We start from the raw sequence: 18,751 nt of genomic DNA, 5'->3' as shown, positions 1-18,751 counted from the left end.
GGCCCCCCCCCGGGGCCACCACCCCCCGGGCGGCGGGGGGCGCGCCCGCCACCCCCCCCGCCCCGCCCCGCACGGGGGTGGACTGGACGACGTACGACGTGATCTCCGGCGCCGCCGGCACCGGGCGGCTGCTGCTCGGCGCCGTGGTCGAAGGGGACGCCGGGGAGCGGGCCGCGGCCGAACCGGCCCTGCGCGCCACCCTCACCCAACTCGGCGCCCTGTCCCGGCCGGTGACGGTCGACGGCCACCGGGTCCCCGGCTGGTGGGTGCCCGGCCCGCTCCAGGCCACCCCCGCGGACCGGGAGCTGTTCCCCCGCGGGGACTTCACCCTCGGTCTCGCCCACGGCATCGCGGGCCCGTTGGCACTGCTCGTCCGCTGCGCCGAAGCGGGGGTCACGGTGGACGGGCAGCTCGACGCCGTCCGGGACATGGGCCGCTGGCTCGCGGACCGGGCCGACCGCGACGCGGCCGGACCCTACTGGGAGCCCCGGCTGGCCTTCGACGACGAGGTCGTACGGGGCGCCGGCGGCAGCACGCCCCCCTCCGCGCACGCCGCCGCGGCCTCGGGCGGGGCATGGTGCTACGGAGCGGTGGGCATCGCGAACGCGCTCGCCGGGGCCGCCCGGCTCACCGGCGAGAGCGACTGGCACCGGCTCGCCCTCGACGCCGCCCGCGCGCTGCTGCGCCGTCCCGGCACCGGGGCCCACCTCAAGGGCCCCACGCTCTGCCACGGCCGGGCCGGGTTCCTCCAGGGCCTGTGGCGGCTGGGGCGGCTCACCGGGGACCGGGAGATGCTCGATCGGAGCGCACCGCGGGCCGAGGAGCTGGCCGCCCTGGCGGAACCGGACGCGCCCTTCGGCTTCCGTCACCTGTCGCCCGTACGGTCCGACCGGGGCTGGGACCGCGCGCAGCCGCTGCGCGCCGTGGACAACGGAGGGCTCCTGGAAGGGGCGGCCGGGGTCGCGGCGACGCTCCTGTCGATGCTGCCCGGGGACAGCGCGGGAGCCGAGGACGGCCCGCACTGGGATCGGGTGCTGCTGCTGTCCTGACGAGCACGCCCGACCGCCCTCGCCCCACCCCGCCCCCCTCACCCCGCCCGGACCGCACGAGGAGACCCACCATGAGTTCTGGCACCGCCACGGCACGCGACCTCGTCCCGCTGCCCCGGGGACAGGTCCTGATGGTGGGCACGGGCGCCTTCGACGTGGTGAAGATGCCCACCTGGGCCATGTGGCTGAGGGTGACCTGCGGCTGGTCGGTGCGGGTCTGCCTGACGGCGTCCGCCGATCTCCTGGTCTCCCGCCGGGCCGTGGCGGCCGCAGCCCAGGCACCGGTCAGCGGGCCCGCATGGGACACCGAGCAGGGCCGGGTGCCGCACCAGGAGCTGGCGGAATGGGCCGACCTGGTCCTGGTGCTGCCGGCCACCGTCAACTTCATCGGGAAGTGCGCGGCGGGCATCGCCGACGACCTCGCGCTGACCACGGTCATGAACACCCCGGCTCCCGTGGTCATCGGCCCGTCGATCCCGGCCACCGCACTGCGCCGCCCGGCCGTCCGACGGAACCTGCGCACGCTGGAGGAGGACGGCTTCCACGTGGTGCCCCCCGGCGCGGGCACCTCCGTACACGAGGGCAGGGCCACCGACGGGTGGGGGAGCGAGCTGGGGTCCGCGCTGGAGTGCGCGGCGAAGGCGTTCGCCGAGGTCCGAGGAGCCTGACGCGAGCCGCCGCGCACGACGCGACAACCCGGTCCCGACGGACCATTGTCGTCGCGTCACCGCGCGAGTACGGTGCGTCGCGGAGCTGGTGCCGGGGGGCGTCCGCCGCCCGGACGCCCGAGGGGGAGGCATCCGTGTACGTACAGATCGGCACGACCAAGTACCCGCCCGCCGACATCGCCATCCGGCGCAAGGCGCTCGACCAACTCGGCGACGGGCTCGGCGAGGGGGGCCACGCCGCCTCGCTGGCCTTCCTCTTCGGGGTTCCGGGCAGCGCCTGGACCTTCCCGAACGAGAACGCCTTCCTGCGGGCGCTCAACATCTTCGAGGCGGCGCCCGTCGAGCAGCGCACCCCGCAGACCCTGCCCAACATGCTGACCGTCGCCCGCCGCCCGGCGAGCGTGACCCTGCCCGGCGGGACCGTCACCCTGCTCGGCACCCGGTACGCGAGTGCGGCCGCCCTCGCCCTGGCGCCGCCCGTCACCGACCTCCTCGCCCTCACCGCGACCATCCGCGGCGCGGGCCTGCTGGCCCTGGCGAGCGATCCGCTCAACGGCTACGCCTTCCCGACCTGGGCGGCCGCGACCACCGCCCTCGGCACCTGGAACGGTCAGGGCGCGGTCCCGCCCGCGGTGCTGGCCTTCCGGGTCCCCGTGCGTCCCCCGTCGGTGCTCGTGCGCTACGACCCGTCGAGCGTGGTGACGGGCGCGCAGGACATCGTCGACCACGAGCGGCGCTACACCTACGCGTGGGGCACCTGCGGGATGACGGGCGAGCACATGACGGGCCGCCTCTTCGACCTCGGCGGGGACATCCAGCGCGAGGCCGAGACCACCTTCGGACAGGGGCAGGGGGCCGCCCTGCGCCAGCTCCTCCTGACCCCCGTGACGGTGCGGACCGTCTACGAGATCTTCAATCCGATGCTGCACCACTTCCTCATCGAGAAGCGCCCCTCCGACCAGGGCGCCGTCCTCCAACAGGGCTACATCGGCGCCTACACGGCCCCCTGGTGGGCGGGCCTCACCACGGAGGGGATGAGCCTGCGCAAGCCCGACGCCCAGGAGAGCCTGGCCGCGATGCGCACCTACTGGGGCGGCGGGCGCACCATCGACCTCGGGACGCTCGGCACCCGACTGGGGGCCTTCCTCGCCGAGCCCAGGATCAGCACGGTCGGCAGCGCCACCGCCTGGCGCCAGCTGCCGTTCCTGCCGTCGGTGGAGCTGACGCCGATGAACGACCCGGCGGCGTGGGTGGTGCGCACCTGGTCGGTGGCCGATCCGCAGACCGTCTTCGACACCGTCGAGAACCGCCTGAACGGGGGCTACCCGCAGGAGTGGGTGACCCACACCGTGCTGCGGGAAGCGGCGGAGTACCAGGGCCGGATCGCCGTGGTCCGCGCCTCGCTGCGCACGTGACGGGGCGCCGACACCGGTACCGGCACCCCGCGCGTCACGCGGTGTCGGCGTCGGTGTCGGCCTCCGCGGTCATGCGGGCCACGTGGAGCGCGAGGTAGGAGACCTCGTCCTCGCTCAGCTGCTGCCCCAGGCGCAGCTCGACGATCGTCGCCAGCTGCTGCGCGGTGTGGGTCGCGTCCGGGTAGTGCTGGCGGATGCCCTTGCCGATCGTGGACTCGTGCCCCTTCAGCTGGCGGTGCTGCTGGACGCGTACGAAGAGGTAGCGCACGTGGGTGATGAACCGCGCCGCGCTCATCGACTCCTGGGGGACCTCCAGCCCGTACCGCTCCCGTACGACGGCGAGCATCTGCTGGATGACCCCGGTCATCGTGTACGTGAAGGACAGGTCGCCCGAGGCGAAACCGGCGTTGACCAGGTGCAACGTGAGGGCGGTCGCCTCCGAGGGGGCCAGCTGGGGGTCCACGCGCTCGTTGATGGCCGCCAGCAGGCGCCGCGCCTGGGCGTACTCGGCGGCGTACAGGGTCTGGGCCTCGGCCTGCAACGGGTACTCGACGACGATGCCCCGCGCGGCCCGGTCCAGGGCGCCGGCGACGTGGTCGGCGACGGCGATCGCGAGGGTGGGGCGGGTGGACTCGCGCCCCTCGATGCCGACCTCGCTGAGGGCGATCACGACGGCCCGCAGGACCTCCTCGCCGATGAGCGTGAGCACCTCGGCCAGATGGTCCGGATCACGGCCGTCGGCCGGTACGAAGACGCGCACGATCAGCGCCGGGTCGACGACCTGGCCCTGGCGGCAGTTGAAGCCGATGCCGCGCCCGGTGAGGATGACCTCCTGGCCCTGCTCGTCGCGTGCCAGGACCACGTTGTTGTTGAGGACACGCAGCGCCTTCACCGCCTGCTCGCCTTCCTGTCCCGAGTTCGATGTCTGCCCATGATCTCGCACTGTCCGACGGCTCCGCCCCATCCGGCCCTGATCCGGCCCGGCCGCACCCGGCTCTGCCCGGCCCCGAACGGGCCGGGCAGGAGCGGATCGGGCAGGAGCGGAGCGGGTGGATCAGTGCCGTACGGTCACCACGGGGGCGCCGGCGGCGACGTCCTCGCCGGTGTGCGGCTCGACCGAGGCGAGCTCCGCGGTGTTGGTGACCGTCATCAGCGTGACGGTCGGGTGCCCGGCGGCGCGCACCGCGTCGAGGTCGACCTCGACGAGGAGGTCGCCCGCGGACACCTGCCGGCCGGACTCGACGCGGACGTCGAAGCCCTCCCCGTTCATCTGCACCGTGTCGATGCCGACGTGGACCAGCACCTCGATGCCGTCCGCGGTGCGGATGCCGAAGGCGTGGCCGGTCTTCACGACCGTGACCAGCTCGCCGTCGACCGGGGCGACGACCCGGCCGTCGGTCGGCTCGATGCCCACGCCCTCGCCGAGCGCACGGGAGGCGAAGACCGGGTCCCCGACCTCGTCGAGACCGACCACGCGGCCCGCGACCGGCGCCGCGAGTTCGACGCCCTTGCCCGCGGCGGGGACGGCGGCCGTACCGGCACCGCCCGAGGCCGCGGGGGCGGCGGTGGAGGTGGCGCCGACGGAGGCCGCGCCGACGGTGACGAGCTCGCGGTCGTCCGCCGTCTCGGCCCCACCACGGGCGGCGGCCTCGGCGACGTCGCGCTCGGCGTTGGCCAGGGCGCGCTCCTGCGGGGTGCGGAAGTCGGAGAAGTACACGAGCGCCATCGAGACGAAGAAGGAGGCCGTGATCGCGATGGTGTAGGTGCCCATCGGGTCGAAGACCGGGATGGTCAGCAGGGAGGTGAAGGCGAAGGCCTTCGTGTCCACGCCGCCCAGGACGCCCACGATCACACCGCCGACGAGGCAGCCGACGAGCATGCGCGGGTAGATCCGCTTGAAGCGCAGGTGGATGCCGTAGAGCGAGGGCTCGGAGATGCCGCCGAGCAGGCCCGCGGCCAGGGCGCCGGTGGCGGTCTGGCGCATCTCCTTCTCGCGGTGGCGCAGCGAGAGCAGCAGGACACCGGCGGTCGCGCCGAAGCAGGCGAAGTTCCACGCGCCCATGGGGCCCTGGATGAAGTCGTAGCCGAGGGTGTTGATGTTCACCAGCATGAGCGCGTTCAGCGGCCAGTGCAGGCCCAGCGGCACCAGGAACGGGTACAGCAGCGGAATGATGATCGCGAAGACGATCGGGGCGTTGCCGTTCAGCCAGGACAGACCCGAGCCGAGGCCGTTACCGGCCCAGACACCCATCGGACCGATGAGGAAGGCGGTCACCGGGATCATGATCAGCATGCTGAAGAACGGTACGAAGACCAGGTGCACGGTCTCCGGGAAGAGGCGCTGCAGGCCCTTGTAGACCAGGGCGAGCACACCGACCATCAGCAGCGGTACGAAGACCTGGCCGCCGTAGTCGTTCAGCTGCATCGGCAGCCCGAAGACGTGCGCCACGCACTCCTGCGTACCGAGGGTCGCGTTCGTGGTGCAGTTGATGCCGGGGATCCCGGACTTCTCGTTCAGCATGCCGGTGAAGTTCGGGGTCATCACCGCGGCCATCACCGCGGCGCCCACCCAGGGATCGATCTTCAGCTTCTTCGCCGCGTTGTAGGCGACCATGATCGGCAGGAAGTACAGCACCGAACGCCACATGGCGTCGACGAACACCCAGGTGGCGGACTTGTCCGCGGCCCGGAAGTCCACGAGGCCCACGGCGTCGAGGACGGAGGCGATCGCGATGATCAGCGAGGAGCCCAGGAGCACGCCCATCAGCGGGCGGAACGAGTCGGAGAGGTACTCGAAGAAGTTGTCGACCCAGGCGTAGCGGCCGCGGCCCTTGGACCGGGCGGCGGCCTTGACGTCCGCGTCGGACTGCGGGCGGGCAGTGCCGCCACCGCTCATCGACGGCAGGTTCATCAGCTTCGAGTAGACGTTCGCGACGGCCCCGCCGATCACGATCTGGAAGCGGTCACCGGACTGCGCCACCGTGCCCATCACCCCGTCGAGGGCGTCGAGAGCGGCCTTGTCGACCTTCGACCCGTCATGGAGCTGGAAACGGAGCCGGGTGGCGCAGTGCGTCAGGCTCTCGACGTTCCCCGCCCCGCCGACGCCGCGAAGGATCCTCTCCGCCAGCTCACCGGGCCCTGCCGTGGGTGTGTTCATGATGCGTCCTTGCATCTCTGGGCTCTCGCCGTCCTGCCATCGGTCCGCGATCTCTCCCACCCGGGTCAGGGCAACAAAAAAGGCCCGGGTCGCGCCAAAGGCGCTACCCAGGCCTTGCCTCCCGGGGAACGGATCACCGCCGTGGCATCGCGCTGGGCGATGACGGTGACGCGCTCGGGGAGTAACAACCCTGTGATCGAGATCGATCTAACGCCACATTAACACCGACCACGGTGACCAGCGGTTCCTCGGCACGAACGACAGGGGGAGACCTGCGTCACGGCCACCTCCCCCCACCCCCTATCGTGATCGCATGGGGGAAGAGAGCACAGGGGGACGGGTCGGCGTGCCGCACGGGGACGGGGCCGCCGAGGATCGCTGCGGCCGGGAGCCGTGCCTTCCGGAGCCCTGGATGTGCGACGTCTTCCGCATCGACGGCAGCCTGCGCGACATCCGGATCCTCGACGTGACGGGCGACGAGTGGATCGCGGTCCTCGAACGGCTGCGCGTCGTGGCCGACGAGGTCGAGATCGACCACCCCTACCCCCGGCTCGATCCGACGCACCCGGAGACCACCGAGCTCTTCCGCGCGTGGGCGCACGAGCCGGAGGGCCGGGGCACGACCTTCGCCTTCCGGGCCCGCTTCGGCGACGTGTGGTTCTTCGCCCTGCCCCTCCACGAGGAGGAGATCGAGTTCTCCGTCTGGCCCGACCGGGTCGTCGACGGGGCGGGCGTGGCGGCCGTACGGCGTTTCCTGACCGAGATCGCGACGGCCGGCCGACGCCCGTCCGTACTGACCGCCGAATGCGCCACCTACGCCTCGGGGATGCCGACGCTGATGTCCCACGACCCGGCCACCGGCCTCGACTTCCACGTCTGAGGGCGCGTGCGGAGCGTGGATCGCGTGGGACGGGACCGGGATCTCCCGGTGAGGTACCTGCTGGTGCAGGAGGACGAAGCGGGCGTCGAGCAGCTCTGGGGGAGGTGCGTCGATGTCGAAGGGCTCTTCGTCGAACCGGTGCCGCTGCCGCGCGAGGTCCTCACCCTCCGCGGATTCCGCCCCGATCCGGAGGGAGCGCTGAGCGAGATCCTCGCCGCGCCCGACGCGGAGGTCGCCGACCCGCCCCGAGGGCTGGGCGACGTATGCGTGGAGGTCTGGGACGGCGAGGACCCGGTGCAGTGGTGGACCCTCGTCGACGCGGTCGTGTCGGCCCGGCGTGCCCATCGGCCCGTTCCCGTGGGTCCGGCGGATCCGGCGCGGTACGACGTCGTACTGGGCGCCGGTGTCAGGGTGGACGAGATGCTGCGCGCGCGGCTGACCGAGCCCCGCTTCGTGCTCCACGCGGCGACGGCGGGCGCGCGGAGCATCGGCGGGTGCGTCGACGTCGAGGGTTTGGCAGGGCCGCGCGAGGACCCCGCCCCCGTCCCCCTCCGGCTGATCGGCTGCGAGGCCGTGGAACCGCTGCTCCAGGGGACGCAGCGACCGCGCCGCTGGGGACGGAGCGGAGCCGACCTCCTGGTGCTGGACCGGCACGGTGCGGTGATGGCCTCCCACCCGGTGGGCCTGGGCGTCCGCGCCGTCAGCCCGTCCGGGCTCGGTGGCGCTCTGGAGGACATCACCCTCACGGACGGCGGCGACGACAGGCCGCTGCCGGCGGTCCGACCGGTCTGGGAAGCGTGGTACCAGGGCCCGCCGACCGGGCCCAACGCGTGGGCGCCCTACGACGGGCAGGGCCGGGCCGCGTGGCTGAGCCTCACCACGCGGGCCTGGCGCGTGCGCGCGTCAGGGCCGGACCGGACCGGCGGCGAGCACCACCTCGACGGCCGGTTCGTCACCGACGTCCCCGGGCTGCACTGCGCGATGGCCGAGGCCCTGATCGGTCCCGGCCGCTACTTCGGCCGGGACCGGGACACCTTCGAGGACTGCCTGTTCGGGGGATTCGGACTGGTCCCGCCCTTCACCCTGATCTGGCACGACGGCGCGATCGCACGTCGAGCCCTGGCGGACGTGACCGACGGACCGGACGGCCGGCTCTCCTACTTCGAGGAGATCCTCCAGCTCCTCGCGGCGCGCGGCGTCACGGTGGTGCTCCGATGAGCGGCACCCCGGAGTCAGCGCAGGCGGGCCAGCACGTGGGCGTCGAGGAAACCCCGTTCGGAGCGCGGGTCGTGGAGCAGTCGGGCGAACGCGTCGAGCCCGGCCCGGTCCAGCAGCTCGGCGATCCGGTACACCGGCCAGCTGTAGGCGGGCGTCACCTTGTGGTCGAAACGGACCGGATCGGGCCCGTCGGTCGCGAAGAACGAGACCATGAGCAGGCCCCCCGGCGCCAGGACGCGCACCAGCTCGGCGAGCAGCCCGGGCAGCTCCGCGGGAGGGGTGTGGATCATCGAGTAGTGGGCCAGCACACCGCCCAGCGCGCCGTCCTCGACGGGAAGGGCCTCCATCCGTGCCACGTCGAACCGCAGCGCCGGATGGGCCCGCCGGGCGTGGTCGACCATGCCCGGGGAGAGGTCGAGCCCGAAGGCGTCCAGTCCCAGGTCGTGCAGCATGGCCGTGAGATGTCCGGGCCCGCACCCGACGTCGGCCGCCCGCGGGTTCCCCGCCCCGCGCACCAACTCGGCGAAGGTGGCGATCATGTTCCGCGAGAAGGGCTGCGCCTCGAGCTTGCCCGCGAACATCGACGCGTACAGCTCGACGACCCCGTCGTAGGCCGTCCTGGTCTCCTCCTGGTGCTCCGTCACGGGAAGGCAGTCAACCATCCTCCCGTCACGGCCGCTCCCCTTCACTCGTACCGGTACTTCAGCGAGTCCGCCTCCGCCTGCTCGACGGTGGCGAGGGTCAGCCCCGGCATGCGCAGCTGGGCCAGCGTCACCTCGGCCGAGGCGGGCTGGGCGTCCGCCGCCAGCCACTCCTGCGGCTTCCACGCCGAGCCGCGCAGCAGCGACTTGGGGCAGTGGGGGTAGACCTCCTCGATCCCCACCACCAGCGCACTGGCCGGCGGCTTGCCCACGGCGGTCAGCCGCGACAGCAGCTCCGGGCGGGTGGAGACGCAGGCCCGGCCGTTCACCCTGAGCGTCGTGGTGCGTCCCGGGACGATGAACAGCAGCCCGGCCCGTCCGGTGGCGATGACGTTCTGCAGGGTGTCCAGCCGCTTGTTGCCCGTCGCGTCCGGTATCGCCACCGTCCGTGAGTCCAGGACGGCGACGAACCCGGCGGGACCGCCGCGCGGAGAGACGTCACAGTTGCCCTCGGCGTCCGCGCTGGCCACCAGGACCAGCGAGGAGCAACCGATCAACCGTGCCGTCTGCGGCGTGAGTTCGGTCATCTGCTTGCGCACGGCCGCCTCGCTCGGGAGCTCGTAGGTGCGGCGCAGCGCCTCCTGGTCGGATACGGCGTCGAGACGGAGCGCGTCGAAGGCACTGCCGGCCAGTGGTGTCGTCATGCCCGCGAGCCTAAGGGGCCGATGCGAGCGATCTCGTGCACCCCCTGATCGGGTCGGCGAACGGCCGTGCGGGGAAAAGCGCTTCCCATCCATGATCATCAAGATCAGAATGATCTCCATGACGACGACACGGGTGATCACGCAGCACGCTCTGGGCGCTTCCGACGTGCTGGAGGTCGCCGAGATCCCGCTCCGCGCCCCCGGCGCCGGCGAGGTCCTGGTCCGGGTGCGGGCCACCGGCATGAACCCCGCCGACTGGAAGGTCCGCATCGGCAAGGTGGACTTCTTCGGGCCGCCGCCCTTCGTGCTCGGTCACGAGTTCAGCGGCGTCGTGGAGGCCGTGGGGGAGGGGGTCACCCGCTTCGCGATCGGCGAAGAGGTCTACGGCTGGACCGTGCCGCCGCACGGCAGCCACGCGGACCACGTGCTGGTCACCGAGGACCGGATCGCACCCAAGCCGCGCAGCCTCGACCACGTGGGCGCCGCGGCCCTGCCGATCTCCGGCTTCACCGCCTACCAGGCCCTGGTCACCCTCGCCGATGTACAGCCCGGTCAGCGGGTGCTGATCCACGGCGCCGCCGGTGGGGTCGGCCACCTCGGCGTACAGATAGCCAAGGCGCGGGGGGCCCACGTCATCGGCACCGCCCGCGCGGCCAAGCACGCCTACCTGCGCGGACTCGGGGCCGACGAGCTGATCGACTACACGGTGGAGGACTTCTCGGCCCTCCGCGGGATCCACGCGGTGCTGGACACGATCAGCAACGACTACGGGCCCCGCTCCCTGCCCACCCTCGACGAGGGCGGCATCCTGGTCGACGTGGTCGGTGTCGGTGTGGACCGCACCGAGGTGGTGCGCCGCGCGGCCGAACTCGGCATCAGGTTCGTGGAGTTCTTCCTGGAACCGACTCCCGCCGTACTCACCTCCTTCGCCGATCTCGTCGACGCCCACGGCCTGCGCCCCACCATCGCGCAGACCTTCCCGCTCACCGAGGCCGCCAAGGCCCACGACCTCAGCGAGACCGGCCGGGTACAGGGAAAGATCGTCCTCGTCCCCTGAGCCCCCGCACCGAACCGAGCCTCCTCCCGACCGAGCCCGTGGGGTCGTGCCGTAGTGGGGCGGGCGGTTGCGGAGTCGGTGGGGCCGGATGTGGGGGGTGATCGTGACAAAGGAGGCGGTCGTTCCTCTGGGCGGCCGGGACGGCGCCGCCTACGCTGCCGTCGAAACGCTGCTCAGGCAGTCGTACGGGCGAAGCGGAGGGGTGGAGATCATGCGGGTTTCGCGAGGAGCGGTGGTGGCCGCGGTGGTGGTCCTGTCGACGATGGGGCTGGCCGGGTCGGCGGAGGCCGTCCCCGTGCGGGCCGCCCCGGCACCGGGCGCCGCGTCGGCGGACAACTGCGACTGGCTGTCGGACAACGACGTGGTGGGCGACTCCGGCCACGCGACGTCCGGCGACCGCCAGGTCACGATCTACACCGCCAAGGCCACCGACGCGTACGCCAAGGCGGCGATCGAGGGCTACGTGGCGCGGTACGACAAGGTCTGGATCGACCGGAGCACCAACCTGTTCACCATGGGCTCCAGCCCCGGGCACCCCTCGACCTCGGCGGTTCAGTCCAACGGCGGTTGGAAGCAGTGCGGGCCGTTCGAGGCCACCTGGTGGAACGCCTCGTGGAACTACCTCGAAACCCCCACCGTCCGCCTGCAGCAGTCCGGCAAGTCGTACGCCGTACGCGCCTGCATGATGCCCAAGGACTCCAACACCAGTACCTGCACGGCGTGGTTCGTCGATCACACGTAGGACTGCCGGGGCCGGGGCCGGGGCCGGTGCCCGGTCAACCGCCGGTCGCCCGCTGATCCACGGGTCGGTCCGCTCGCCGGTCCAACCGCCCGACCACCTCGGTCAGTGCCTCGGCCATCTCCTGCGCCCACCGGAAGCGGTCGTCGGGGGACTTGCCGAGGGCGCGCAGCACCAGCGCGTCCACCTCCGCCGGGACACCGGGAGCGTGCACCGAGGGCGGCTCCGGCCGGTCCAGCACGTGCGCCTTCGCGATGCCGATCGGGGACGGCCCCGTGAACGGGGGCCGTCCGGCCAGCATCTCGTACAGGACGCAGCCGGTGGAGTACAGGTCCGCTCGTTCGTCCACCGGGTCGCCCCGCATCGCCTCGGGTGCGAGGTACTGCGCCGTACCGATCATGGTGACACTCTGTGTCAGGGACCTTGCCTCGCCGAGGAGTTGGGCGATGCCGAAGTCCATCACCTTGATCTGACCGGTCAGCGTGACCATGATGTTGGCGGGCCTGATGTCGCGGTGGACGATCCCGCACGCGTGCGCGTGGTCCAGGGCGTGGAGGATCCCGGCGCCGGCGAGCAGAACGTCCCGGAGCGGGAAGCGGACTCCGGAGTCGAGCCAGTGCCGCAGGGTCTTCCCGGCCACCTTCTCCATGACGATGTACGGGACGAGGACCCCCTCGATGTCCTCTTCGCCGCTGTCGTGCACGGCCACGATGGCGGGGTGGTTGAGCGAGGCGGTGGACCTCGCCTCCCGACGGAAACGGGTTTGGAAGCCCGCGTCCCGAGCGAGGTCCTGCCGGAGCAGCTTGACCGCCACGGGCCGGTCGAGCCGGTCGTCATGGGCCTCCAGGACCTCGGCCATGCCGCCGAGTCCCAGCAGGGCCCCGATCCGGTAGCGCGAGGCGAGGACGAGCGACCCGTCCCGGGTCCGGCGCTGCGTCGACCCCGACCCGGACCCGAGCCCGGACCCGCCCGGGGAGTCGTGGCCGGGAGCGGATCCGGGGTGGGGGGACGGCGGGACGTGGCCGGGGTTGCGCGCCAGTACCAGGGCGCCGATCGACTCCCGCACCTGCCGCCGGGGAACGGGCCGCTTGCGCGCGGTGAGTTGCTCCCGGACGTGGCTGAACGCCCCGTCCAGCGTGACGAACTCGGGGCCGTCCTCGATCCCGGACTCCAAGACGGCGATGAGCTGTTCGGTGAAGGCCGTGAACGGTTCTCCGGGTGTGGCGAGGGCCGCGGCCGTGGCCCCGGCGGAACACATCAGGTACACGCCCTCGATCGCGGCCTGACCGGCGAGCGCCTGCGCCGGGTCGGACATGGCCCCCATCGCCAGGCCGCTGTAGCAGCTGTCCAGGATGACGATCCGGCGTCTGGCCCGGGTCCTCAACACGACCCTGCGGACGGCCGAGTACGCCAACGAGTCCTCGGGCGAGTCCACGTGGGAGTCGACCAGGCCGAGGTGGAGGTCGAGGTCGTCCTCGTCCTGGAGACCGTGTCCGGCGTAGTACAGGATCAGCGTGTCGGTGGCCTCCTGCGCGGCCCGGCGAAGCGGCTTGAGCACCTCGCTGGGGGTCCGGGGATCCAGGATGACCGTGGAGTTCTCCGTCGGCAGCCCGAGGTGCGCGGCTCCGGTGACGAGCGCGTTCAGGCCGTGCAGGTTGTTCGCCACCGCGGGCAGGGCGGGGAGGTGGGTGTAGTGCGCGGTACCCACCAGCACGGCCCGCGACCGCGGGCCCACCAGCGGGTCGGGCACTCCCGGCATCAGGCTCCGTCCTCGCCCAGCACCGCCAGGATCCTCGCGATCTCCTCCGGATCGGCCGTGTCGAGGGTGACCCGACGTCCGCGGTGCTCGACGGTGACGACGGCCGACCGGGGGCGGGCGGCGCGCCACGCCGCATAGGCGAGGGCGAGGTTGCCCAGCTGGAAGGCGCTGTCCACCACGAGTTGGACGACGTCGAAGGCGGCGCCCATCTCACCCGGCCGCGGCGGCGGCTGGGTCAGCTTGACCAGGGCCGTGCTCCGGATCGCGTCGTCGTCGCGCAGCCACCGAGCCAGGCTCCGCAACTCCCCTTCGACGGACTCCGCTTCTCCGCTCAGCTCGACGCGGTACTCCTCCACAACGACGCCTCCCCGCACTCATCGCGTTCCGACGGCCTGCAGCATAGGTCCACCACCCCCCACAGGTCCGCCGACCCGTACAACACATGCCTGACCTGCGAGCTTCCGGGAGGTCTCCGGGCCGATCCGTGGTCCCGGGCGGCGACGTCGCTCAGCCCCCGGCGCCGGCCAGGGCGCGCACGCCGGGGGCGCAGTGCTCGCGCAGCGCGGCGAGTTCGGCCTCCGGCAGCCGCAGGGAGGCGCCCCGGCGGCTGCCGTCGAGCCGGGCGCTGCCGACGTCGAGCCAGGACGGGAGCGGCTCGACGCCGATGAAGCGGGCCAGCCGCGTCAGCTCCTCGCGGGGCGCGTCGAGCAGGTCCTCGTAGGCGAGCGTGGTCCGTACGGGTGCGGGTACCGCGCCCAGATGCCGTACGCCGCGCTCGACGAGCTCGGACCACAGCGCGGCGAACCGGGTCGCGCGCAGGTCGCTGTCCCGCACGAGCGCCGGGTCGAAGCGGTCGGCCAGCAGGGCCGAGAGCTCGGGCGGCAGCGATCGGATCTGGTCCGGGGTGAGGTCACCGGGCCGTTCGGCGCCGGTCCGCGCGAGGATCTCCCGTACGAGGAGGATCAGCCGGTAGCCCGTGTGTCGACTCATCGACAGGGCGCAGTCGGGCCCGTCCCTGTACAGGTGGACGAAACGGGCCCGGGGGAAGACCGTGCGCAGGAGCGGTACCCGGTCCGACGAGTAGCCGGACCGCTCGACGACCGCGCTGTTCCCGAACCGCGCGCACAGCAGGTCGAAGAGGGCTCCGTAGTGCTCCGCCGCCGTGCGGTCCGGCCAGTGGCGCACCTGTTCCCCCAGCTCGTCGAACAGCCCGTCGGGGTCGTCGGTGAGGTGGGGGAGCACCATCAGGCAGAGGGCGGGGATGCCGGTGGTCCCGGTCGCGAACCGACCCGGGCGGCGGGTGTAGACGAACTCCGGCATTGGAACGCCGCTGCGGATCATGGACTCGAAGGTGGCATTCGGTTCGGCGAGCAGTCGCCAGAACTCACCCCCGCCGAGCGGCCCCTCGGGGAAGCCGCGGCTCTGCACCGACGACAACAGCTCGTTGAGACTGAGCACGTCCGGATGCGCGTTGACGATGCCGGACAACGCGGTCGATCCGCTGCGGCCCGTGCCGACGATGAACGTCAGGGTGCGCATGCGGCCACTCTCCTTCGATCGGACACGTGGTCTTCGCGAACGGGTACAGCAATAGCGGGTCACGATCGGCTCCGGCAAGACGGCCCCGCGCGCCCCCGCGTGTCGCCGGGGCGCTACGGCGTCCGGGTGGAGGTCCAGCCCTCGCGGCGCAGGGTTTCGAAGCCGTTCAGGAGGAGGTCCAGGGCGAATTCGAACTCGAACTGGTCGTCGCAGCCGCCGTTGGGCGTGGTGCCCCCGTCGTGCGCGGCCGTCGACGCCAGTTCCGCGATGTGCGGGTAGGCCGCGGCCAGGGCGGGATCGGGGGGCCCGGCGGAAGCGGCGGAAGCGGAGGTGTCGAACAACTCCTGGCTGAAGCCGAGCAGGCGGCTGCCCATCGCGTGCATGACGTGGTGCGTGAGGTCGGCGGAGAGGCCGCCGCCCCGGAAGGTCCCGGCCATCGAGTCCAGGTACGCCAGCACGGCCGGGGTGGGGCCGGTCCGCGACTCGATGACCCGGGCCGCCCAGGGGTGACGCAGCAGGGCGCGTCGGGCCGAGAGGATCCGGTCGCGGACGACGCGTTGCCAGTCGGGGCCCGCGGCCGGCGGGTCGACCTCGCCGACGACCGCGTCGGCCATGCCGTCGAGCAGCTCCTCCTTGTTCGCCACGTGCTTGTAGAGGGCCATCGGTACGACGTCCAGCTCCTGCGCGAGCCTGCGCATGCTGAGTGCCTCGATGCCGATGGCGTCGGCGAGCACGACGGCGGCGCGCAGTACGCGGTCCCGGTTCAGCGGGATCCGTTGCGCGTGCGTGGCTTCCTGCCGGGTCACTTCGGTCGGCCCCTTCCCTCTCGACGGCTCCGTGAGCTGCTCCTCCTTGACGAGTGTACGGCGTACACCTATGGTCCCTGCAAGGTGTACGGCGTACACCTCCATCGAGCGAGGGGTAGCCAGAAGATGAGTCCGGACCGGAGAACCGCGGTGGCCGCCGGGGCGCTGTTCCTGCTGACCGAAGTCGCCGCCGTCGCGGGGGCGGTGCTGTACCGCCCCCTCCTGGGCGCGGGGGACGGGAGCCTCCCCCGGGGCGCCGACACGCGGGCGCTGCTCGGGGCCCTCTGCGAGGTGGTGCTGGTGCTGGCGGTCGCGGGTACCGGGGCGGCGCTGTTCCCCGTCCTGCGGCGCCACGGCGAGGGGCTCGCGCTGGGGTACGCCTTCGGGCGGCTGCTGGAGTCGGCCGTCATCGCGCTCGGGATCGTCTCCGTCCTCGCCCTCGTCACCCTGCGGCGGGACGCGGGGGCGGCGGGCGGCGCGGGCGGCGCCGACGCGGCTCTGGTGGCCGTGCACGACTGGACGTTCCTGCTCGGACCCAACATCGCCCTCGGCCTGAACACGGTCCTCCTCGCGTACCTGGCCCACCGCGCACGCCTCGTTCCGCGTTCCATCGCCGTGCTCGGGCTGATCGGCGGTCCGCTGATCTGCGCCTCGGCCGTCGCCGTGATGTTCGGGGCCTACGCACAGCTCTCCGTGGCGGGGTCGGTGGCCGCGCTCCCGGTGTTCGCCTGGGAGTTGGGGCTGGCCGGACGGCTGATCGTCAAGGGGTTCGGACCCGGCCGCGGGGCCGTGCGGGTGGGCGCCTAGCCCCCGGCCGCGCGCCGACGGGCGGGTTCCGGACCGGTCCGCCGTGCGTCCCGTCGCTGGACGCCCGAGTTCCGTTAATTCCCCTCCCACGAGGTGAAACATTCCCGTGCTCCCCACGCGTCTATGGGGTGAGTCGGAAATGAGGGGGGACGGGGATGCGGCAAGTGCGCAGGGAGGGGTTCCGCGAATTCGCGGAAGGCCGGGCGGGGAGTCTTTACCGGTCGGCCTGTCTGCTGGCGAGTGGGGACACCCATCTCGCCGAGGACCTCGTGCAGGAAACCCTGGGTCGGATGTACCTGATCTGGGGGCGGACCTCCAGTATCGACAATCCGGCGGCGTACGCGCAGACGGTGCTGGTGCGGGAGTTCCTCAAACACAAGCGCCGGCGCTCAGCGGGGGAGCGACCCTTCGCCGTGCCGACCGACTCGGGCGGGGCGACGCCGCTCCCGGTCGCCGGGGCCGATCCGGCCCTGCGGCTGACCTTGCTGGAAGCTCTGGGCCACCTGGCCCCCAAGGACCGGGCGGTGCTCGTGCTGCGGTACTGGGAGGACCGCAGCGTCGAGGAGACCGCCGAGGCCATGAACGTCACCTCGGCCGCGGTGCGCACGCGCAGCTCCCGCGCGCTCGCCCGGCTCCGTGCGGAACTGGGCGGCAGCCTCAGCGTGTTCGTGGCCACCTGAGCGCGGGGACCCACCCGCGCGATGTCCCGCCCGTCGATCCCGTCACGTCCGTCGCCGGACCACACCGGCACGTTTGCCCACTACCACCCGGAAGGTGATTCGGCATGCCCTTTGAAGATGAGCTCGGCGCGGCCCTACGGAGCGCGGGGGACGGATTCGTCCCCGGTCGCCCGGACCTGGTGGCCGCCGGCGAGCGGCGCGGCCGCCGACTGCTGGCGCGTCGCCGGGCCTCCGTCGTCGGCGGTTCGGCGCTGGCCCTGGCCGTCGTCGGATCCGTCGGCGCCTACGGGAGCGGCCTGATCGCCGTCGGAACCGCGAGCGACAACAGGGCGAACGTCGCGGCCGCTCCCCTCCCCAACACCCAGACGGCCGCCGCCTCCTCCCCGTCCGCCGGGCAGCCGGGCGGCGGGGTCACCGCGGCCCGACTGATCGAGATCTACCGGCAGTTGCTGACGGGCGGGCGGGTCAGCGACACCGCGGCGACCGTGCCGAGCGGCTCCGACCAGTCGCCGAACGCGGCGGTGGCCGGTGTGTACGACGACGGCAAGGGCCGCGCGGCCATCTCCGTCGGCCTCTCCCGCACCGACCCGCACGGGCAGGCGGCCGAGGACATGCTCAAGTGCCCCGACCGCAAGGTGGTCCCGTACGACGCCTGCACCCTCGAAACGCTGTCGGACGGCGCCAGGCTGAACGTCTTCCAGGGCTACGAGTACCCGGACAAGCGCGAGCCCACCAAGCTCTGGCGGGCGATCCTGGTCACCCGCGAGGGCTACCAGGTCGACGTGTCCGAGTGGAACGCCCCCGCGGAGAAGGGGCAGCCCGTCACCCGGACCAACCCGCCGCTGACCAAGGCGCAGTTGAAGGCCTTCACCACCTCGACCCTGTGGCGCCAGGTCGCGAGCCGGCTGCCCGCGCCCCAGCAGGCGTCGCCGGGAACGGCTTCCGCCGCCGACACGGGAACGGCGGCGGCCCCGGGCGCCTCCACGGGCACGAGCACCGGCACCGGCACCACCGCCGGTGCGACCCCCGACCGGGCCAAGGACGCGGGCGGCTCCACCGCCGGCGCTCCGCAGCCGTCCGGCGGAACGGCCCAGACCCCCGACCCGGGCGACGCCGGCCGGGGCGACTCGGACGCGGAGAGCGCCCACTACGGCCGCACGCTCGCGGTCCTGGAATCCCTGGTGCCGAAGTCCGGCGTCAAGGTGCTGCGCAGGGCCGGACAGCCCGGCTTCGGTTCGCTCGTGCTCGATGACGGCAAGGGCGCCTCCCTGGTCCAGGTCAACGTCCAGGAAGGCATGGGCGAAGACCTCAAGGACCGCTTCAACGGACCGGGCGTCGTCGTCCTGCCCGACGGCACCCGGGTGCTGGCCGAGCAGAAGGCGGGCGAGAAGGGCGGCGCGGGCGTGCTCTGGTGGAGCGTGGACACGCTGCGCCCCGACGGGCGCCGCGTGGTCGTGTCGGCCTTCAACACCGGCGACCAGGGGAAGGCGGCCACCCGCGCCAAGCCCCTGTTGACGATGGCGCAGATCAAGGCCATCGCCCTCGACCCGAAGTGGTTCGCCTGATCACCCACCCGTAGTCGCGCCCGGTTGTTCCGCCCGGGTCGGGATGTGCTCGCGGCTGTTCCCGACC

At 72.7% G+C, this 18,751-nt stretch carries 18 protein-coding genes; 10 read left to right on the top strand and 8 right to left on the bottom strand.

What is annotated here, in order from left to right:
* The 3 genes from ACFWAR_RS28350 to ACFWAR_RS28340 all read left to right on the top strand — a co-directional run.
* Positions 1-1,049: lanthionine synthetase C family protein (locus tag ACFWAR_RS28350; protein ID WP_385782879.1), on the top strand; the 1,049-nt coding region annotated here is incomplete at its 5' end.
* 71 nt (positions 1,050-1,120) lie between these two features.
* Complete coding sequence (locus tag ACFWAR_RS28345) at positions 1,121-1,717, top strand: flavoprotein (protein ID WP_385782876.1); 597 nt, start codon at positions 1,121-1,123, stop codon at positions 1,715-1,717.
* A 134-nt stretch (positions 1,718-1,851) separates the two neighbouring features.
* Positions 1,852-3,132 carry a hypothetical protein gene (locus ACFWAR_RS28340; RefSeq protein ID WP_385782873.1) on the top strand — a complete coding sequence of 427 codons (1,281 nt, stop codon included), beginning with the start codon at positions 1,852-1,854 and terminating at the stop codon, positions 3,130-3,132.
* Positions 3,133-3,166: 34 nt separating this feature from the next.
* On the opposite strand, the gene ACFWAR_RS28335 is transcribed toward ACFWAR_RS28340, so the two are convergent.
* Entirely contained in the window at positions 3,167-4,024 is an 858-nt protein-coding gene (locus tag ACFWAR_RS28335) for a PRD domain-containing protein (RefSeq protein ID WP_385782870.1), read from the bottom strand.
* A gap of 162 nt (positions 4,025-4,186) precedes the next feature.
* Positions 4,187-6,289, bottom strand: coding sequence for a glucose PTS transporter subunit IIA (locus tag ACFWAR_RS28330; RefSeq protein ID WP_385782868.1), 2,103 nt, complete (start codon positions 6,287-6,289; stop codon positions 4,187-4,189).
* A 313-nt stretch (positions 6,290-6,602) separates the two neighbouring features.
* Here ACFWAR_RS28330 and ACFWAR_RS28325 point away from each other — a divergent pair, with 313 nt between their 5' ends.
* On the top strand, positions 6,603-7,169 hold the full coding sequence (locus ACFWAR_RS28325) for a hypothetical protein (RefSeq protein WP_385782865.1): 567 nt from the start codon (positions 6,603-6,605) through the stop codon (positions 7,167-7,169).
* A gap of 48 nt (positions 7,170-7,217) precedes the next feature.
* Positions 7,218-8,387 (top strand): barstar family protein, encoded by a 1,170-nt coding sequence (locus ACFWAR_RS28320; protein ID WP_385782862.1) that lies wholly within the window; start codon positions 7,218-7,220, stop codon positions 8,385-8,387.
* Positions 8,388-8,401: 14 nt separating this feature from the next.
* On the opposite strand, the gene ACFWAR_RS28315 is transcribed toward ACFWAR_RS28320, so the two are convergent.
* Complete coding sequence (locus ACFWAR_RS28315) at positions 8,402-9,031, bottom strand: class I SAM-dependent methyltransferase (RefSeq protein ID WP_385782858.1); 630 nt, start codon at positions 9,029-9,031, stop codon at positions 8,402-8,404.
* A 41-nt stretch (positions 9,032-9,072) separates the two neighbouring features.
* Positions 9,073-9,732, bottom strand: a complete 660-nt coding sequence (locus ACFWAR_RS28310; protein WP_385782855.1) for an MSMEG_1061 family FMN-dependent PPOX-type flavoprotein — start codon at positions 9,730-9,732, stop codon at positions 9,073-9,075.
* Positions 9,733-9,850: 118 nt separating this feature from the next.
* Between ACFWAR_RS28310 and ACFWAR_RS28305 the strand changes: the two genes are divergently transcribed.
* Both ACFWAR_RS28305 and ACFWAR_RS28300 read left to right on the top strand, forming a co-directional pair.
* Positions 9,851-10,789 (top strand): NADP-dependent oxidoreductase, encoded by a 939-nt coding sequence (locus tag ACFWAR_RS28305; protein ID WP_385782852.1) that lies wholly within the window; start codon positions 9,851-9,853, stop codon positions 10,787-10,789.
* A 211-nt stretch (positions 10,790-11,000) separates the two neighbouring features.
* A complete protein-coding gene (locus tag ACFWAR_RS28300) occupies positions 11,001-11,531 on the top strand; it encodes a hypothetical protein (RefSeq protein ID WP_385782850.1) in 531 nt (176 codons plus the stop codon).
* A 34-nt stretch (positions 11,532-11,565) separates the two neighbouring features.
* Here the strand turns inward: ACFWAR_RS28300 and ACFWAR_RS28295 are convergent, their stop codons facing one another.
* The 4 genes from ACFWAR_RS28295 to ACFWAR_RS28280 all read right to left on the bottom strand — a co-directional run bounded on the left by ACFWAR_RS28295 (position 11,566) and on the right by ACFWAR_RS28280 (position 15,632).
* Positions 11,566-13,287: a protein kinase gene (locus ACFWAR_RS28295; protein WP_385782846.1), complete on the bottom strand. Its 1,722-nt coding sequence runs from the start codon at positions 13,285-13,287 to the stop codon at positions 11,566-11,568.
* On the bottom strand, positions 13,287-13,643 hold the full coding sequence (locus ACFWAR_RS28290) for a hypothetical protein (RefSeq protein WP_385782844.1): 357 nt from the start codon (positions 13,641-13,643) through the stop codon (positions 13,287-13,289). Before ACFWAR_RS28290 ends, ACFWAR_RS28295 begins: the two co-directional genes overlap by 1 nt.
* Before the next feature lie 151 nt (positions 13,644-13,794).
* The gene (locus ACFWAR_RS28285; RefSeq protein WP_385782841.1) at positions 13,795-14,826 is read right to left on the bottom strand and encodes a sulfotransferase; all 1,032 of its coding nucleotides are present in this window, start codon (positions 14,824-14,826) and stop codon (positions 13,795-13,797) included.
* Positions 14,827-14,939: 113 nt separating this feature from the next.
* Entirely contained in the window at positions 14,940-15,632 is a 693-nt protein-coding gene (locus tag ACFWAR_RS28280; RefSeq protein ID WP_385782838.1) for a TetR/AcrR family transcriptional regulator C-terminal domain-containing protein, read from the bottom strand.
* A gap of 126 nt (positions 15,633-15,758) precedes the next feature.
* Between ACFWAR_RS28280 and ACFWAR_RS28275 the strand changes: the two genes are divergently transcribed.
* The 3 genes from ACFWAR_RS28275 (at position 15,759) to ACFWAR_RS28265 (ending at position 18,684) form a co-directional block, all read left to right on the top strand.
* Positions 15,759-16,439, top strand: coding sequence for a DUF4386 domain-containing protein (locus ACFWAR_RS28275; protein ID WP_385782835.1), 681 nt, complete (start codon positions 15,759-15,761; stop codon positions 16,437-16,439).
* Between the two features lie 155 nt (positions 16,440-16,594).
* Entirely contained in the window at positions 16,595-17,119 is a 525-nt protein-coding gene (locus ACFWAR_RS28270) for a SigE family RNA polymerase sigma factor (protein WP_354382079.1), read from the top strand.
* A gap of 104 nt (positions 17,120-17,223) precedes the next feature.
* Complete coding sequence (locus tag ACFWAR_RS28265) at positions 17,224-18,684, top strand: hypothetical protein (RefSeq protein WP_385782831.1); 1,461 nt, start codon at positions 17,224-17,226, stop codon at positions 18,682-18,684.
* Positions 18,685-18,751 lie beyond the last annotated feature (67 nt).

It is taken from the genome of Streptomyces sp. NPDC059917, from assembly GCF_042730635.1.
GTDB lineage: Bacteria > Actinomycetota > Actinomycetes > Streptomycetales > Streptomycetaceae > Streptomyces.
The sequence above is the reverse complement of the archived record's forward strand: the minus strand, read 5'-3'. Positions and strand labels throughout refer to the sequence as shown.

Excerpts from the sequence above, each read along its gene's own strand:
- ACFWAR_RS28285 (WP_385782841.1), bottom strand. The coding sequence starts at position 14,826 with ATGCGCACCCTGACGTTCATCGTCGGCACGGGCCGCAGCGGATCGACC.
- ACFWAR_RS28310 (WP_385782855.1), bottom strand. The coding sequence starts at position 9,732 with ATGACGACACCACTGGCCGGCAGTGCCTTCGACGCGCTCCGTCTCGAC.
- ACFWAR_RS28305 (WP_385782852.1), top strand. The coding sequence starts at position 9,851 with ATGACGACGACACGGGTGATCACGCAGCACGCTCTGGGCGCTTCCGAC.
- ACFWAR_RS28265 (WP_385782831.1), top strand. The coding sequence starts at position 17,224 with ATGCCCTTTGAAGATGAGCTCGGCGCGGCCCTACGGAGCGCGGGGGAC.
- ACFWAR_RS28270 (WP_354382079.1), top strand. The coding sequence starts at position 16,595 with ATGCGGCAAGTGCGCAGGGAGGGGTTCCGCGAATTCGCGGAAGGCCGG.
- ACFWAR_RS28295 (WP_385782846.1), bottom strand. The coding sequence starts at position 13,287 with ATGCCGGGAGTGCCCGACCCGCTGGTGGGCCCGCGGTCGCGGGCCGTG.
- ACFWAR_RS28345 (WP_385782876.1), top strand. The coding sequence starts at position 1,121 with ATGAGTTCTGGCACCGCCACGGCACGCGACCTCGTCCCGCTGCCCCGG.
- ACFWAR_RS28275 (WP_385782835.1), top strand. The coding sequence starts at position 15,759 with ATGAGTCCGGACCGGAGAACCGCGGTGGCCGCCGGGGCGCTGTTCCTG.
- ACFWAR_RS28300 (WP_385782850.1), top strand. The coding sequence starts at position 11,001 with ATGCGGGTTTCGCGAGGAGCGGTGGTGGCCGCGGTGGTGGTCCTGTCG.
- ACFWAR_RS28330 (WP_385782868.1), bottom strand. The coding sequence starts at position 6,289 with ATGAACACACCCACGGCAGGGCCCGGTGAGCTGGCGGAGAGGATCCTT.
- ACFWAR_RS28325 (WP_385782865.1), top strand. The coding sequence starts at position 6,603 with ATGGGGGAAGAGAGCACAGGGGGACGGGTCGGCGTGCCGCACGGGGAC.